The organism is Bacillus sp. AC266 (assembly GCF_979253805.1).
This window is the reverse complement of the sequence record NZ_CEEDEC010000002.1, coordinates 605426-621942: the sequence shown is the minus strand read 5'-3', so window position 1 is coordinate 621942 and position 16517 is coordinate 605426. Positions and strand designations below refer to the sequence as shown.

Sequence of the window (16517 nt, the reverse complement as noted above, 5' to 3'; positions counted from 1 at the left end):
TTGTTACGCCCTTTTTTGTTTTGATGGAATCATTGTATGAATACGGTCTACAACAGCATCTGTTGTTAAACCAATTTCTTCTAACAGTTTTGTTACACTACCATGCTCTATGAAGCGATCAGGAATACCCATTCGTTCAATTAAAGCACTATGGTATCCGTTCTCAGAAGCAAATTCAACTACTCCCGTTCCAAAGCCACCGATTAAACAAGCCTCTTCAATCGTTAAAATCGGTATATTTTTCCCTAAAAGATCATGTAAATATGCTTCGTCCATCGGCTTAATAAAGCGAGCATTCACTACTTTCACTGATACTCCAGCTTGTTCAAGACGCTCAGCTGCTTCCATTGCCATCGGGATTGTCGTACCAAACGTTAAAATTGCTGCTTGTGTGCCTTCTTTTAACGTTTCCCATGTACCGATTGGAATCGCCTTTAATTCTTCATCCATTTGAACGCCAAGTCCATTTCCGCGTGCATAACGTAAAGCAATCGGTCCATCTTCGTATTGCATCGCTGTATATACTAAATGTTGACCTTCATTTTCATCTTTCGGCATCATAAGCACCATATTCGGCAAGTGACGTAAAAACGCGATGTCAAATACACCTTGATGCGTTTCACCGTCTGCTCCTACTAATCCAGAGCGATCTATTCCAATGAAAACATTTAAATTTTGGCGACAAATATCATGAACAACTTGGTCGTATGCTCTTTGTAAAAATGTTGAATAAATTGCTAAGAACGGCTTCATCCCTTGTGTTGCCATACCAGCTGCCATTGTTGTAGCATGCTGCTCTGCAATACCTACATCAATCATGCGATCCGGAAATTCTTTTTGGAATTTCTCAAGTTTCGATCCAACAGGCATTGCAGGCGTAATTGCAACGATACGTTCATCCGTTCTCGCTAGCTTAAGCACTGTTTCACTAACAACAGCACTCCATGCTGGTGCAACTTCTTTCGGTTTAACGAAGTCACCTGACTCAATTTTATACGATCCTGTTCCATGCCAAGTTCCAATAACGTCACTTTCAGCTGGTTTATAACCTTTTCCTTTTTTCGTAATAACATGAACAAGTACTGGGCCTTTTGTTTTCTTTGCATATTGCAACGTTTCGAATAACTTTTCATAATCATGCCCATCGACCGGACCTAAATATGTAAAGCCTAATTCTTCAAAAAAGACGCCTGATACTAGTAAATATTTTAGACTATCTTTTATTTTCTCTGCTGTCGCAGCAACTTTCCCGCCGACTGCTGGGATTTTCTTCAATATATACTCTAGTTCATCTTTTACCCAATGGTACTTCCCTGCGGTACGTAAACGACCAAGTACATTATGAAGTGCACCGACGTTTGGTGCAATTGACATTTCATTGTCATTCAAAATAACAATCATGTCCGTTTTTTCATGCCCAATGTGGTTCAATGCCTCTAAAGCCATTCCGCCTGTTAATGCACCATCGCCAATGATTGGTATAACGTATTCTTCCGTTTTCTTTAAATCACGTGCTAGAGCCATTCCCATTGCAGCAGATAACGATGTCGAACTATGACCAGTTTCCCAAACATCATGCTCACTCTCGCAGCGTTTTGGAAAACCACATAGACCTTGGTATTGCCTTAATGTGCCGAATTCTTTCGCACGCCCTGTTAAAATTTTATGTACATAGGATTGATGTCCTACGTCCCATAAAAACTTATCTTTCGGACTATCAAATAATTTATGCAGAGCAATTGTGAGTTCTACTACACCTAAATTAGGTGCAATATGTCCACCTGTTTGAGAGAGCTCTTCAATTAAAAACTTACGAATATCCTCACTCAACCCCTCTAGTTCACTGATAGACATATCTTTCAAAAAACTAGGGTTTTGAATTTGCGTTAGATCCACATGGATCACTCACTTTCATTTCATAATCTGTCAACATGTCAAATATTATAAGAAACATTTACACAACACAAGAAATTATCTTTTCTATTCTTTTTATCTTGTCCTGCTTTCAGAAAACACTTCCATTTTTTCACTTATCATATTATACATCATATTTCTTTACGTGATGAAAAAAATAGCCGCTAACACGAAGTGATAACGGCAATGTAATCTACATATATTTTTGCCAATAACAAGAAAAGAAAAACCTTTCCTACATTTATATCATAAAATGATGAATGACTCAACAAATGGAAACGCTGTTATATTAGTTATTACGTTTTGCGATTAAATCACAAATAGATAGTAAATACTCATCTTGTAATTGTAAGGAGCTAATAGAATCTTTTGCTTTTGCAATTTTCTCCTCTAAAATAGATTTTGCTCTATCTACAGTAAATAACGTCGTATATGTGCTCTTCTCGTTGGAAGCATCACTACCAATCGGTTTTCCAATCTCTTCTTCTGTTCCTTCTACATCCAAAATATCATCTCTAATTTGGAAAGCTAGACCGATATATTTCGCAAATGCAAGTAACTTCTCTTCTTGCTCTTCTGTAGCATCAGAAAGTATCGCGCCTGCAAGTACAGCAAACTCAAGCAGTTTACCTGTCTTATGATTATGAATGTACTCTAATTCATTAATTGTAAGTCGTTTTCCTTCAGCTTCCATATCTGCCACTTGTCCAGCAACCATTCCTTCAGGTCCTGCTGCTTTCGCAAGCTCAAGTACAAGTCTTACTTTTTTTTCAGCAGAGATTTCTTTTTGCTCATATGCCATAATAACTTGAAAAGCATATGTCAACAAACCATCTCCCGCTAAAACTGCCATTGCTTCACCAAATACTTTATGATTTGTAGGCTTTCCTCGTCTTAGATCATCATCATCCATACAAGGTAAATCATCATGAATTAACGAATATGTATGAATCATTTCAAGGGCACAAGCTGCACCCACTCCAAGATTTCTTTCTTTCCCAAACGCTTGTAACGTTGCAAATAAAAGTAACGGGCGGAGACGTTTCCCACCCGCTTCCAAAGAATATGCCATCGCTTCACGAAGCACATTTGGACATTGTAATTCATTTGCATAGCTTACAAGCTTTTCTTCTACGAAAGTTTTACTCTCTTTCAAAAAAGCATCAAAAGCTATATGTGTCACTATGCTTCATCTCCTAAAGCAGTAAACGGTTTAAGCTCTCCATCTTCCCCAAGGATAACTGCCATTTGTTCTTGTACATCTTTCAATTTCTCATCACAAAGCTTAGATAATTCCATGCCTTCCTTAAAATAAGAAATTGCTTCCTCTAAAGGTACATCACCTTGTTCAAGCTTAGAAACGAGATGCTCAAGCTGCGAAATTGCTTCTTCAAAGCTTAACTTATTTTCCATTATTCAATTCACGCTCCTCTATGCTTGATACGCTACAATCTAGTATTCCATCTTGTAATTGAACCGAAACAGCATCTCCAAGGCTAACATCTTTCACGCTTTTTAATACTTGTTTCTCTTCATCGTATACAAGCCCATACCCTCTCATCATTACTTTAAGCGGGCTTAATACCTCAAGCTTTTGAGCCGCTCTCACAAATACGAACTCCTTCGTTTGAAGTAATGTTTGCATTTCACGTTGCAACTGCTTTTGCAACGTTTCAATTGCCGTTTTCGTTTGTATAATTTTTTGAGATGGGTGGTGCTTTTCTAAATAAAATGAAAGTTGCTTTAATTGATTTACTTTTTTATCTATATAACGCTCTTTCGCTAAAACAAGTTGTTCAAGAGCCCTGTCTAACTGCTCTTCTTTTTGCTCGTACACTTGCCTTGGATAACGGAACGCATAAGATTTTTGTAACACTTGCAGTTTTTCTTCTTTTTTATGTACTCTCTCTCTCATTGCTCTTTGCAATCTCAGAGTTCTTTGTAATACCTTTTCTTGTAACTCTATAGTATTAGGTACCGCCAGCTCAGCTGCTGCAGTCGGTGTTGGTGCACGTAAATCCGCGACAAAATCTGCGATTGTAAAATCTGTTTCATGGCCTACAGCCGAAATAATCGGAATCTCACTTGTGAAAATTTCTCTTGCAACTACTTCCTCATTAAAGGCCCATAATTCTTCAATAGAGCCTCCACCACGTCCAACAATTAAAACATCAATATCTCCCATTTCATTCGCTGTACGAATTGCTTGTACAATCGAGGGAGCTGCTGACTCCCCTTGTACAAGTACAGGAAACACAATAACATTTCCAATTGGATAACGACGTTTAATTGTTGTTATAATATCGCGAATTGCTGCTCCTGTTGGCGACGTGATTACACCTATTGTTTTAGCATACGGAGGAATTATTTTTTTATAAACTTGAGAAAACAAGCCCTCTTCCTCTAAACGAACTTTTAATTGCTCATAAGCTAAATGCAAGTTTCCAATTCCGTCAGGCTGCATGTCTTGAATATAAATTTGATAAGAACCACTCGCCTCATAAACAGAAATCTTTCCTTTTACAAGTACTTTCATTCCATTTTCCGGTCTGAATTTAATGTTACGATTATGACCCGCAAACATAACCGCTGCAATTCTTGCATTTTCATCTTTCAATGTAAAATACATATGACCACGACTATGATATTTAAAGTTGGAAATTTCTCCTTTTAACCAAACAGACTGTAAATGCGGATCATACTCTATTTTTGTTTTAATATAGCGTGTTAATGCTGTAACGGTTAAATATTGTTTCTCCATTTCTCTCTCCTCATAGCCGATTCAAATTATTGACAAACAACACCTGCACGCTTTGCAGACTCCACAGTGTTGTGAAGAAGCATTGTAATAGTCATTGGGCCTACTCCTTTTGGCACAGGCGTAATGTAACCTGCAACGTCTAATACATTGTCAAAATCAACATCACCACAAAGTTTGCCTGTTTCTAAACGGTTAACACCAACATCAATTACAACCGCACCCTCTTTAATATAGTCAGCTGTTACCATTTTCGGTCGTCCAACGGCTACGATTAAAATATCAGCTAACTTCGATAATTCTTTTATATTTTGCGTCTTAGAATGACAATATGTGACAGTTGCATTTTCATTTAAAAACAGTTGCCCCACTGGTTTACCAACAATATTACTTCTTCCAATTACAACAACATGCTTTCCAGAAATATCAAGATTCGTTTCTTTTACTAATTCTAAAATGCCATGCGGTGTACATGGAAGGAATGTGTCTTGTCCCGTCATCATACGTCCTACGCTGATTGGGTGAAATCCATCTACATCCTTTTCCGGTGAAATTCTTTCAATGATAGCTTTTTCTTCAATATGTTTTGGTAAAGGTAATTGTACCAATATGCCATTAATGCGGTCGTCTCCATTTAAGCGATCGATTTCAACAAGCAAACGCTCCTCAGTAATCGTTTCAGGAAGTTCAATTAGCTCTGAATAGATTCCTACTTGCTCACAGCCTTTTTCTTTTCCTTTTACATAAGAACGAGATGCTGGATCTTCTCCAACTAAAATAACTGCTAATCCTGGTACAATCCCTTGCTCTTTTAACTTCACAACTTTTTCTTTTAATTGTGCTCGTTTTTTCTCCGCAACTTCATTTCCTTTGATGATTACTGCTACCATTTTAAGTTTCCCCCTTAAAGAAATTACAGTGTATCTTTTATATTAGATAAAACGCCGTTAATAAAACGACGAGATTCCTCATCCCCAAATGTTTTTGCGATTTCAATTGCTTCGTTAATTGTTACATTGTGCGGAATTTCTTCCATGTATTTCATCTCACACACAGCTACACGTAAAATACTGCGATCAACAATACTAATACGCTCAAGCTTCCACTTTTTTAAATTTTGACGAATTGCTGCGTCAATCTCTTCTTTGTTGTCTACAAATCCTACAACAAGTGATTCTAGAAACTCATTTGTTTCTTCGCCTTCATCTAGCGTATTTTCCACCGCTACTTTCGGTTCTAATTCACCTGTAATATCCATTTGGTATAATGCTTGCATTGCTCTTTCTCTAGCCGTCCTACGTTTCATTGTAACTCTCCTTTATACTTCAAGTCTTTCCTTATGTTTTGTTATATTATTATAATTTATAAGCCGTCAATTCACTTACTCTTGCAGTTTTCATTGATTTTCCAACCTTATAATACAATGATAATAACACAATTTATCGTTTCACACACGGGGTACAAGGCTGAAAAATAATAAAAAGATTAACTTCAAGTTCCATATCTTATCACAATGTACGTTTTTTGGAAAAATGAAACATACCGTTTTATTTTTCTTTTTTTTTGAAATAGTATAATAATTAGAGGGTTTTAATTTGTGAAGAAATGAAACGATAAAAAAGATGCCTATTTTACTAGGCACCTTTTTCCACTCTTACACTGGTTCGATTTCTGTTTTTTGTGTTTCGAATGTTACGCCAACGATGTGAACGTTCACTTCTTTTGGCTCAAGTCCTGTCATTGTAAAGAGTGCTTGGCGAATATTGTCTTGAATTTTTTGTGCAACAACCGGAATCGCTACACCAAAATACATCACAACATAAAGGTCAACAATAATATCTTCGTTTGCTAATTCAACCTTTACACCTTTACCATGATTTTTCTTACCTAACTTCTCAACAACATCTGTAGCAAAATTACCACGCATTGCCGCTACACCTTCTACTTCAGCAGCTGCAATACCTGCAATTACTTCGATTACTTCTGGTGCAATTTCTACTTTTCCAAGAGTTGTATCTTGACCCATATCTAACATATGTTCAGCCATGAAAAAAACCTCCTTTAATGTATCACTGCGTCACAAGTTCATGCTCTTCCAAAAATTTCGTGTTAAACTCACCTTTTACAAAATCAGGATGCTCTAGCAATTGCAAATGGAACGGGATTGTTGTATGTACGCCTTCAATGACAAACTCACTGAGCGCTCGCTTCATTTTTGCAATTGCCTCTTCACGTGTTTTTCCGTGAACAATTAATTTAGCAACCATCGAATCATAGAAAGGTGGTATTGAATATCCCGGATATACAGCTGAATCGACGCGAATACCAAATCCGCCTGGTGGTAAGTACATTTCTACTTTACCTGGAGATGGCATAAATTTTTTGGCAGGGTTTTCCGCATTAATTCGACATTCCATTGCCCAACCATTAAATTGTACTTCTTCTTGCTGTAACGATAACTTTTCTCCAGAAGCAACAAGAATTTGTTCTTTAATTAAATCCATCCCTGTTACCATTTCAGTAACTGGATGTTCAACTTGGATTCTCGTATTCATCTCCATGAAATAAAAGCTTTTCGTTTTATATTCATAAATAAACTCAACCGTACCAGCACCTGTATAATCAACCGCTACCGCCGCTTTAACTGCTGCCTCACCCATTTGCTTGCGAATATTCTCATCAAGTGCAGGTGATGGACTTTCTTCTAATAATTTTTGCAGACGGCGCTGAATTGTACAATCACGCTCTCCTAAATGAATGGCATTTCCATGTGTATCTGCCATTATTTGAATCTCAACATGGCGGAAATCTTCAACGTACTTCTCCAAGTATACACCAGGGTTCCCAAAAGCGGTACTGGCTTCTTGCTGTGTAATTTGAATTCCTTTTACAAGCTCTTCTTCATGGCGCGCAACACGAATACCTTTTCCGCCGCCACCTGCAGTCGCTTTAATGATAACTGGATATCCAAGTTGATTAGCAAGCTCGATCGCTTCTTCGGTATTTTTAATAATCCCTTGTGAACCTGGTACAATCGGAACCCCTGCTTCTTTCATTGTATCACGTGCAACGTCTTTTGTGCCCATCTTTGAAATGGCTTCTGGGCTTGGACCGATAAAAATCAAGTTACACTCACGGCATAATTCTGCAAAATCTGCATTCTCTGCTAAAAATCCATATCCCGGATGAATTGCATCACAACCTGTTAATTTCGCAACACTAATAATGTTCGTCAAATTTAAATAGCTTTCTTTTGAAATCGTTGGTCCAACACAATACGCTTCATCTGCAATTTGCACATGAAGTGACTCTTTGTCTGCTTCTGAATAAATTGCAACTGTTTCAATATCCATTTCTTTACAAGCACGAATAATTCGTACAGCAATTTCCCCACGATTGGCTATTAATACTTTTTTTATCATCACAAAGACTCCCTTATTACGCTTTTACAAGAAATAGCGGTTGTCCATACTCAACAAGCTGTCCGTTATTAACAAGAATCTCAACAATTTCGCCCTCTACATCTGCGTCAATTTCGTTAAATAATTTCATAGCTTCAACAATACATACGATAGAATCTTTCGATACTCTGTCCCCAACACTTACATATTGAGGTGTATCAGGCGAAGAAGAGGAATAAAATGTCCCTACCATCGGTGATGTGATTTTATGTAGGTTTTCATCTTGAACAACTTTCTTCTCTTCTTGTTTTGGCGCTTCTACTTGCGCTGCCGCTACTGCTGTTTCTACTTCGACAGATGCTGCTGGCTGTACTACCTGTTTCGTTACCGGTGCTTGCACAGTAACTACTTCATTACCACGTTTTTTCATTTTGATTGTTGTACCGTCTTTTTTGTATTCAAATTCATCAATATTAGAGCTATCAATTAATTTAATTAATTCACGAACTTCTTGAATTTTAAACATGTAAAATCCACTCCCATACTCTTGTTTGTCCCGTTTTTACAGATTGGCATCAAACTGATTTACTGTAAAAATACGATGTATTCTATTAGAAAATTTATTCCTATGACATTTACTAATAGAAATATTTACTATTCCCATCTTACGCTAAATTTTTTAAACATTCCAATTTATATTTCTTTATTATAAATCGAAACTCCTGTAAAAATATTATTCCACCAAAAAATTATTACCTAGTAATAATACCAAGTTTCACACAAAATTGGCAAGACCACTTCCTAAAAAACATTCTTTACTTTTTCAAAACTGCAAAGTGTAAAAACGTAATTCCCTCAGCATTCTTCATTTTATCCACGGTAAAAAAACATATTTTTACCAAATATTATTTTTTTGTTTACGCGCCGTTCATTCTTCCTTCATAAAAGAATAGTATGTTCAAAGTGTAGCAAATTTATTGTAGTGAGGTGCGGACATATGATATGGCTCATCCTGTTCTTGCCTGCCGTAGTGATTTGGACATTGGTCCTCTTCATTCACGTCAAATCTGGAAAAACTAATCACCATCATCACGAACCATTAATCTTTTACTCACAGCGTATTTCCCCGTTTCCAATTGAAAATACTAAATACAACTGCAAAGATGAAATAGAAAAAAGCTATCGAAAACGATAGCTTTTTTCTATTATTCTTTTATCTAATTTGAAGCAGCAACACCTATTATAATTTCAATTTATTTTACTGATGGATCAAATTTCACACCTACATCTTTTGAACCACCTTCACTTCTTACGAGCTGAATAATTTTATTCGCTTCTTTTTGTGAATGCTTTGCCGATTTAACTGTTACTTTAATGTCTGTTCCATCAGCTCTTACAAGAGCATCCTTATATCCGCCTTGAGATTTAATCACTGTCTCAAGTAATTGTTGCTTCGTTTCCATCGTAGTGATTGCATCAAGATTATCTTTCGCTTTACTCTTTTCTTCTGCTGAAGATTTTGATGACTTCATTACATTTTGTAACTTTTCTTTCTCTACACTACGCTGATCTTCCATTTGCATACGTAGCGCTGTAAAATTCTCATCGCTTGATTGAACTGTTACGCTAGCCTCTTTTTTACTTGTTTCTTTTTTGTCATTCTCTTTCTTGTCTGTTTCTTTATTTGTAGTTTCCTTGCTTGTATTTTCTTTTGTTGTCTCTTTATTTGTAGTTTCTTTCGTTGTTTCTTTTGTAACTGCTTTATCAACACCTTGCTTTTCTTGTCCCATCTTTTCACCCGTTGCCGGTGCTGCTGTATTCATTTTATCAGGAGTTGTTACGTAATAAACAGATAGTACAACCACTAAACTTAACATCGTTAATAGCCAAACCGTTTGTTTTTTTAACACTTTATTTCCTCCCTATCAATTTTTCGGTGATACTGAAACGCGATGAGCTGGTACATCTAATAATCGCGTCACAGCTTCTTTTACCATTGCTTTTATTTGTATATTATCCACTCCCTTTGCTACGACCAGAACACCTCGTACTTTCGGTTTCTCTGTTCGCAAAACAATTGGAGTTTCTTTATCACCTTCACGTATAATGACTGTCTTTTCATCAAGAGACTCGTCTTCTACTTCCCTTTTCCCGCCTGCTTTATCAGTTTCACCTGTCGTTTGTGAACGTTTTACTGTATTTTTCTCGAGTATTTTTTCTTCAGATGAATCTAAGTTCACTTTAATAGTTACATCTTTTACTCCGGCTATCTCTTCTAAAGAAGCTTTCAATTCTTGTTCATACGCTTTTTCGTATTTTTCTACATTTGACATATTATCATTGTTTTTTTGACCGAAAGTTGGTACATCTTTATCTTGGCTTTGACTTGTCTTTTCTTTAAACACAGGCACTTCTTCTTTTTTAGGTGATAAGAAATTACTAGAAAACATAAGCGCAATCCCAAGTATGAGTAGGACAAGCAAAAACTTAGGTGTTACCTTTTTCCCCTTCTCATTACTTTCTTTTCCATCCCCATTTAATAGGTTTCGAAAAAATGAGAACCTCGAATTTTTATCTTTATTGTCCATTTACGCTACCTGTCCTCCCTTCCATCTGAACTTGGATTTGTTTATCCTCTAGTTGCCACCTGCTTGAAAAGAAATCTTTCATTTCTACATTCGTTTCTTCTATTTTTTTTGGAGGTTCTTTCATATTAATTTCAATTGGCTTTACTGTTTCGATTGCATCATTTTTACTACGTTCTTTTTCTTTCAACGTCACAACAACAGATTGAATATCTTTCGCTGACTTTACTTCTTCTGCATGTTCCACTGCTACTATTTGTATTTCAGAGACTGTCATACCATACTTTTTCTCAAACTCTTTTCCTACGTCTTTTTTCATTTTGGTAGCCATCTCTTCTAAACTATATGCACGTGTTAGAGCTTGTATTTCTTTTTTCTTCGAATCTATCGAATTTTTTACAGATCCATCTGCTACGTACTTTTCCTCATTGAAATTTGCGATAACTTCATTTACATCTGTTTGTAACAACTTAAATAGAGGCGTTAAAATTAATACGACTAACAATAGACTTACAACGAATTTAACGTACTTTTGCAAATTTGAATTTGGAAGAATAAGATGAAGCATTGTCGCTAAGAGTAAAAAAACGATAATATTTCTAATCCACTCTGTAACAAATTGCATACTCTTCACCTCCTACCGCATCATGAGAGTAATGTTCCCGGCAGCAATAATAATTGTGATACTTAAAAAGAACATAAATGATACGATAGCTAAGCAAGCAAATACGTAAATGATACTTCGTCCAATGATATCTAAACATTGAATAATTGCTCCTCCGCCTACTGGTTGCAATACTGCTGCTGCGAATTTATAAATAAACGCGATACAAAAAATTTGAATCGCTGGGAAAGCGACAATTAAGCATAAAATAACGAGCCCGATAATTCCGACTGTGTTTTTTAATAATCCAGATGCACTAATAACAGTATCCGCCGCCTCAGTAAACATCCTTCCTACTACAGGAATGAAATTTCCTGTTACAAATTTAGCCGTTTTCACAGCTATACCATCAGCAACGGCTGACGCTGTTCCCTGTACAGATAATACGCCTAAAAAAACCGTCAAAAAGATACCAATAATCCCAACACTAACGTTTTGCAAAAGCTTGGACAATTTCGTAACTTTATATTGATCACTCATCGTGCTTACAATACTTAATATAGTTGCAAGTAATAAAAGTGGTAGAACGATATAGTTCATAAGAAGCCCACTCGTATTCATTAAGAAAATGATGATTGGATGAAAAAATGATACAGAAACAACACCGCCGCCTGTTGCTACGAGTGCAAGTAAAATTGGTAATAACGCTAGTATAAAATCTACCATTGTTTGTATCGTCTCTCTTGCATATGTCATAACGACATAAAAACTATTTAAAGCGAAAATAATAAGTACCATGTATACGACTGCATCAGCGATTTTACTCACGCTACTCTTTGAAAAAGCAGATTGCAACGATTGCAACAATGCACTGAAAATCGTGAGCATAATGAGCGTTCCGAGTAACTTTCCATTTGCAACAAGCTCATGAAATAAATATTTTAGTAGACCTATCATCCACTCTTTTATGGAGAACTCTTTTTCTCCCTTTACAAACTCCATAAAGCTTCCTTTTTGACTCTCTGGTAAATAGCCTCCATACTTTGTAACAAGCCCGTCCCAAAATTGCTTCACATCTTCAATTCCGAGCTTATCCAATTGTTGATCAACGACGTTTGTTTCTATAGGAGAAGCTTGTACAACAATCGGTAAAGAAAAGAAAAGGAAGCAAGCAAATAATAGCTTAGCTCCAAACTTCCTCAACATTCACTCCCCCTTATCCCGTAGGTAAAAAACCGAGAATTGTTTCAATTACAACCGTCAAAATAGGAATTGCCATGACGAGAATTAAGATTTTCCCAGCTAATTCAATTTTCGAAGCGATTGCACCTTGACCAGCATCCTTTGTAATTTGCGCACCAAACTCAGCGATATAAGCAATCCCTATAATTTTCAATAACGTTTCTACATATACGTTGCTAACCTTCGCTTCACTCGCCACTCTCTCAATCATTTGTAAAATAGAATGAATTTGATCGATTAAGAGAAGAAACATCATGCTACCAATGAACACAATAAATAACGATGTAATACTAGACTTATGCTGATTTAAAACAGCAGCTAAAAATGTAGCAACGAGGCCTAATCCGACAATTTGTATAATTTCGATTCGAACCGCCTCCTTTACTGGAAGAGAAAGACACTTTTAATCTTGTCGAATAGAGTATTAATTAAAAATGCAACATGAAACAAAATAACGACAAAACCGACAAGGATAACCCAATTTGCAATATCCTCTCGCTTTAATTCTTTTAGTACAGTATGAATGAAAGCTAAAACAATGCCGATTCCGGCGATTTGAAATATTAATCCAACATCAATGGACATCGCCTTTCTCCCCCCTATAGCAGTAAAATTACGATAAGTAGCCCTGCTAGTACCCCTAAACTCTTTATCATTTTTTCATATTGTAGTTGTAATGCTTTCGCTTCTCCTTCTTCTCTCTCCAAATGTGTAATACATAAGCGAATATGTTTTTGCTGTGATTCACGATCATGTTGTCCAAGTGTTTCACCAAATTGTTGTAAGATTTCATACTCGGTTTGTTTAAACGCCGTTAACGTCCAGTTCTCCTTCAAACTATCAATCCAAGCTTCTCTAACTGTTTGCTCCCCGTCCTCTAGCCGTTTCGAAAAGCTTTGAAATATCCAATTTAACGGCTTCGGCATTTGTTTGACTAAACGCTCTGCAGCCTCAGATAAAGGCGTGTGTCCATACATAATTTCAGCTTCTAATGATTGCAATGCTGCCTTCAATAACCTAAGTTGCCGCGGTCTCTCACTGTACCTTTTAGCGTATGAAAATCCGAAAAAAGTGCTAACAGCAACTATTAATACCGCACCAAATATTTTCACCATACGCCTTGAACCTTTCTATGGGATAATACTGGTTTTCCATCTCTATCTTTCACTTGCATAACTGTTCCTGGCCCTCTCGCTTTTGATAATTCCACAAACCTATCAAATACACCAAGTTCCAGCACCGCCTGTAACGATGGACGTTTCACAACATCATCATAAGAAAATCCATGTGCACTTATAAAAAGCTGAACACCTGCATGTACCGCCTCCATAATCGCTTCACTATCTTCTTTACGTCCAATTTCATCTACGATTAATATGTCTGGGCTCATAGAACGAATCATCATCATCATTCCTTCAGCTTTTGGACAAGCGTCTAATACATCTACTCGCACGCCAAAGTCATATTGCGGGATTCCTTTCACACAGCCCGCAATTTCTGATCGTTCATCAACAATCCCCACTTTACATGAAGGAATTTTCGAAGCACTTACACCTTGACTCATACAGCGTGCTACATCTCTTAAAAGTGTTGTTTTCCCCGTTTGCGGTGGGCCAATTACCATCGTGTTTAACCATCGCGATTCATAAAGATATGGCAGAAGCGGCTCAGCAATCCCTATTTTTTGACGGGCAATACGAATATTAAAAGAAGAGACATCTCGAATCATTTTCACTGCGCTTTTTTCTGTAATGACTTTTCCAGCTAGGCCAATTCTATGTCCTCCTCGTAGTGTCACATATCCACGTTTCAATTCCTCTTCCATCGTATAAATTGAGAATTGACTTAATTTATTCAATAAATGGATTGCATCTTCCGCTGTAGCGATATAGTCATAGAAAAACACTTCTCCATGTGCAATACACTCTAGTGGCCTTCCAATTCGAACGCGAATTTCCTCTAGAGTATCGTATTGTTTACAGCCTTCAACTAACTGTCTCATCGCTTTCGGTAAAACTTCTAATACTTCTTTCATAAGCTTCTCCCCACTATACTCGACTTACTATTTCAACAACGCGATAAAAATGCAGCCAATTCCAAGCGCTAGAAAAAAGAGTTTCAAGAAAGAAATCTCACTTGCTACACTCGCTATGCCAATTGTCATTGTTAAAATTAATACGGTCGGTCCAACAAACGCCAACATACCATTTATAAACAATGCTTTCTTCGCATCATTCACGTAAAGCATAAGCAGAGCGGCGAATATTTCCGCGCTTCCTGAAAACAACCGAAGTAATCCCATAACAAGCACGGATGTTTCCATTGCCGCTAGCCACTGTTTCATTCTCCCACCTTCTCCCATAACAGTTACTACTTCCTTATTCTGAAAAAGAATATATTTGTACAACCATATGCAGAGGTTGTCTATTTCAGAAGTAAAAACATAATTTTTCTCTATCGACTTAACCTAAAACTGAATATTCTAATTAATTTATGGTATATTTAATAGAAAAGGAGCATAGATGATGAAGCAAGTTACTTTATTACCGCTCGATTTACGATATGCAAATGTGATTTTTGAGCTATCAAGCAATCCACATGTAAAAAATGTATTAGGGCTAAAAGTAGAATCAGTGGAAGATACAAAAACATTCATTCTTTTTGCAATTGAAGAGGAACGAAAAAAGCACTCCTTATCAAGAGTGATTGTAAATGAAGAAAATGAAATAATTGGCCTCACCACACTTAAACATATTAATTATGAGAAAAAGCAATCTCACATTGGCAGTTGGATCGGCTATCCATACTGGGGAAAAGGATATAACGAGGCCGCTAAAAAAGAAATCTTTAAAGTTGCTTTCTTAGACTTACAACTCACATACGTATTCGCTGGTGCCAAAACGACTAACATTCGCTCTTTAAAGGCGCAAGAGAAACTACCTTATATTTCATTGCATGTGGAAAACAAGTTTCCAGGCGAACATGCTGCACTTGAGAAAGAAGTAAAGTCACCTTGCTCACTACATGTCGTATCACGCAAGAATTTTTCAAATTGGCTGGACGTACAAAATGAGGGGGGAAAATATGAAAGCATTAAAAATTAGTTTAACAATTGTAGTAGAATTAGCTATTATTTATCTTTTTTCAAAAATGGTCGGCTGGTCATTTTTGGAGAGCTTTTTCCTTGGCAGTCTAGCAATATTTGCAATTACGTGGTTAATTATTATGAGTAACTTTAGAAATAACAATATGGATCATGTAACGAATAAAACTTTTACCGGTATTGAAACTGGTGAAATACGCCCGTTTCAAATTGTTTTGACTCCATATATTATGGGTACCCTTTCACTCGTCACAGTTAGTTTTGTTATAACTGCAATTTACTATCTGCCCTATTTCCTATAAAAAAAGCACTCGTGATAATCACGAGTGCTTTTCTACTATGCACGAGAAACGTATTTACCTTCACCAGTGTTGATGATAAGCATTTCGCCTTCGTTAATGAAGATTGGTACTTGTACAACAAGACCAGTTTCTAATTTAGCTGGTTTTGTTACGTTAGAAGCTGTGTCACCTTTAATACCAGGTTCTGTTTCTGACACTGTTAATTCAACTGTGTTCGGAAGCTCAACACCAAGTACTTCATCTTGGTATGTCATAATAGATACTCCCATGTTTTCTTTTAAGAATTTTAATTCGCGCTCGATTTGGTTTTCGCCAAGTTCGATTTGCTCATAAGTTTCGTTATCCATAAATACGTGAGACTCACCGCTCGCGTATAAGTATTGCATACGACGGTTTTCGATGTGTGCTTTTTCTACTTTTTCACCTGCACGGAATGTTTTCTCTTGAACAGATCCTGTGCGAAGGTTACGTAGTTTAGAGCGAACGAATGCAGCACCTTTACCTGGCTTTACGTGTTGGAAATCCATTACTTGCCAAAGGGCATTGTCCACTGAAATTGTTAAACCTGTACGAAAATCGTTTACTGAAATCATGTAAAAAAATCCTCC

The 16517-nt window shown here is 36.8% G+C and carries 22 protein-coding genes; 3 read left to right on the top strand and 19 right to left on the bottom strand.

Annotation, left to right across the window (positions count from 1 at the left end):
* Positions 1–3 precede the first annotated feature (3 nt).
* From dxs to accB, 9 genes are all read right to left on the bottom strand, one after another.
* On the bottom strand, positions 4–1896 hold the full coding sequence (gene dxs, locus AC0IXC_RS10795) for a 1-deoxy-D-xylulose-5-phosphate synthase (protein ID WP_002143098.1): 1893 nt from the start codon (positions 1894–1896) through the stop codon (positions 4–6).
* Positions 1897–2203: 307 nt separating this feature from the next.
* Entirely contained in the window at positions 2204–3097 is an 894-nt protein-coding gene (gene ispA, locus AC0IXC_RS10790) for a (2E,6E)-farnesyl diphosphate synthase (protein ID WP_002015072.1), read from the bottom strand.
* Entirely contained in the window at positions 3097–3327 is a 231-nt protein-coding gene (xseB, locus tag AC0IXC_RS10785) for an exodeoxyribonuclease VII small subunit (RefSeq protein ID WP_000428422.1), read from the bottom strand. Before xseB ends, ispA begins: the two co-directional genes overlap by 1 nt.
* A complete protein-coding gene (gene xseA / locus AC0IXC_RS10780; RefSeq protein ID WP_002015068.1) occupies positions 3317–4675 on the bottom strand; it encodes an exodeoxyribonuclease VII large subunit in 1359 nt (452 codons plus the stop codon). Before xseA ends, xseB begins: the two co-directional genes overlap by 11 nt.
* Positions 4676–4701: 26 nt before the next feature.
* A complete protein-coding gene (folD, locus tag AC0IXC_RS10775) occupies positions 4702–5562 on the bottom strand; it encodes a bifunctional methylenetetrahydrofolate dehydrogenase/methenyltetrahydrofolate cyclohydrolase FolD (RefSeq protein WP_002033943.1) in 861 nt (286 codons plus the stop codon).
* A 23-nt stretch (positions 5563–5585) separates the two neighbouring features.
* Positions 5586–5978 carry a N utilization substance protein NusB gene (gene nusB, locus AC0IXC_RS10770; RefSeq protein WP_002067080.1) on the bottom strand — a complete coding sequence of 131 codons (393 nt, stop codon included), beginning with the start codon at positions 5976–5978 and terminating at the stop codon, positions 5586–5588.
* A gap of 348 nt (positions 5979–6326) precedes the next feature.
* Positions 6327–6719: an Asp23/Gls24 family envelope stress response protein gene (locus AC0IXC_RS10765; protein ID WP_000807630.1), complete on the bottom strand. Its 393-nt coding sequence runs from the start codon at positions 6717–6719 to the stop codon at positions 6327–6329.
* Between the two features lie 22 nt (positions 6720–6741).
* Complete coding sequence (gene accC / locus AC0IXC_RS10760; RefSeq protein WP_002015065.1) at positions 6742–8094, bottom strand: acetyl-CoA carboxylase biotin carboxylase subunit; 1353 nt, start codon at positions 8092–8094, stop codon at positions 6742–6744.
* 16 nt (positions 8095–8110) lie between these two features.
* On the bottom strand, positions 8111–8599 hold the full coding sequence (accB, locus tag AC0IXC_RS10755; RefSeq protein ID WP_002033941.1) for an acetyl-CoA carboxylase biotin carboxyl carrier protein: 489 nt from the start codon (positions 8597–8599) through the stop codon (positions 8111–8113).
* 471 nt (positions 8600–9070) lie between these two features.
* On the opposite strand from accB, the gene AC0IXC_RS10750 reads away from it, so the two are divergent.
* The gene (locus AC0IXC_RS10750) at positions 9071–9268 is read left to right on the top strand and encodes a hypothetical protein (RefSeq protein ID WP_012261697.1); all 198 of its coding nucleotides are present in this window, start codon (positions 9071–9073) and stop codon (positions 9266–9268) included.
* Positions 9269–9326: 58 nt separating this feature from the next.
* Here AC0IXC_RS10750 and AC0IXC_RS10745 read toward each other — a convergent pair whose 3' ends face one another.
* From AC0IXC_RS10745 to AC0IXC_RS10705, 9 genes are read right to left on the bottom strand one after another with little or no spacing between them, the layout of a single operon-like run.
* A complete protein-coding gene (locus tag AC0IXC_RS10745) occupies positions 9327–9983 on the bottom strand; it encodes a SpoIIIAH-like family protein (RefSeq protein ID WP_002015062.1) in 657 nt (218 codons plus the stop codon).
* A 15-nt stretch (positions 9984–9998) separates the two neighbouring features.
* Positions 9999–10661 carry a stage III sporulation protein AG gene (gene spoIIIAG / locus AC0IXC_RS10740; RefSeq protein ID WP_002088572.1) on the bottom strand — a complete coding sequence of 221 codons (663 nt, stop codon included), beginning with the start codon at positions 10659–10661 and terminating at the stop codon, positions 9999–10001.
* Positions 10651–11283, bottom strand: a complete 633-nt coding sequence (gene spoIIIAF / locus AC0IXC_RS10735) for a stage III sporulation protein AF (RefSeq protein ID WP_002015059.1) — start codon at positions 11281–11283, stop codon at positions 10651–10653. The genes spoIIIAG and spoIIIAF overlap by 11 nt, the downstream gene beginning before the upstream one ends.
* Before the next feature lie 12 nt (positions 11284–11295).
* Entirely contained in the window at positions 11296–12468 is a 1173-nt protein-coding gene (spoIIIAE, locus tag AC0IXC_RS10730) for a stage III sporulation protein AE (RefSeq protein WP_002067101.1), read from the bottom strand.
* Positions 12469–12478: 10 nt separating this feature from the next.
* A complete protein-coding gene (gene spoIIIAD, locus AC0IXC_RS10725; protein ID WP_078172833.1) occupies positions 12479–12862 on the bottom strand; it encodes a stage III sporulation protein AD in 384 nt (127 codons plus the stop codon).
* Positions 12863–12885: 23 nt separating this feature from the next.
* Positions 12886–13089 (bottom strand): stage III sporulation protein AC, encoded by a 204-nt coding sequence (gene spoIIIAC, locus AC0IXC_RS10720; protein WP_000020914.1) that lies wholly within the window; start codon positions 13087–13089, stop codon positions 12886–12888.
* Between the two features lie 14 nt (positions 13090–13103).
* Positions 13104–13619: a stage III sporulation protein SpoIIIAB gene (spoIIIAB, locus tag AC0IXC_RS10715; protein ID WP_002088574.1), complete on the bottom strand. Its 516-nt coding sequence runs from the start codon at positions 13617–13619 to the stop codon at positions 13104–13106.
* A complete protein-coding gene (gene spoIIIAA, locus AC0IXC_RS10710; RefSeq protein WP_002143102.1) occupies positions 13613–14539 on the bottom strand; it encodes a stage III sporulation protein AA in 927 nt (308 codons plus the stop codon). The genes spoIIIAB and spoIIIAA overlap by 7 nt, the downstream gene beginning before the upstream one ends.
* Before the next feature lie 27 nt (positions 14540–14566).
* Complete coding sequence (locus AC0IXC_RS10705) at positions 14567–14848, bottom strand: YqhV family protein (protein ID WP_000816054.1); 282 nt, start codon at positions 14846–14848, stop codon at positions 14567–14569.
* Between the two features lie 181 nt (positions 14849–15029).
* Here AC0IXC_RS10705 and AC0IXC_RS10700 point away from each other — a divergent pair, with 181 nt between their 5' ends.
* Complete coding sequence (locus tag AC0IXC_RS10700; RefSeq protein ID WP_471652879.1) at positions 15030–15608, top strand: GNAT family N-acetyltransferase; 579 nt, start codon at positions 15030–15032, stop codon at positions 15606–15608.
* Complete coding sequence (locus tag AC0IXC_RS10695; RefSeq protein WP_016100630.1) at positions 15589–15909, top strand: hypothetical protein; 321 nt, start codon at positions 15589–15591, stop codon at positions 15907–15909. Before AC0IXC_RS10700 ends, AC0IXC_RS10695 begins: the two co-directional genes overlap by 20 nt.
* A gap of 35 nt (positions 15910–15944) precedes the next feature.
* On the opposite strand, the gene efp is transcribed toward AC0IXC_RS10695, so the two are convergent.
* Complete coding sequence (gene efp, locus AC0IXC_RS10690) at positions 15945–16502, bottom strand: elongation factor P (protein ID WP_002033989.1); 558 nt, start codon at positions 16500–16502, stop codon at positions 15945–15947.
* Positions 16503–16517 lie beyond the last annotated feature (15 nt).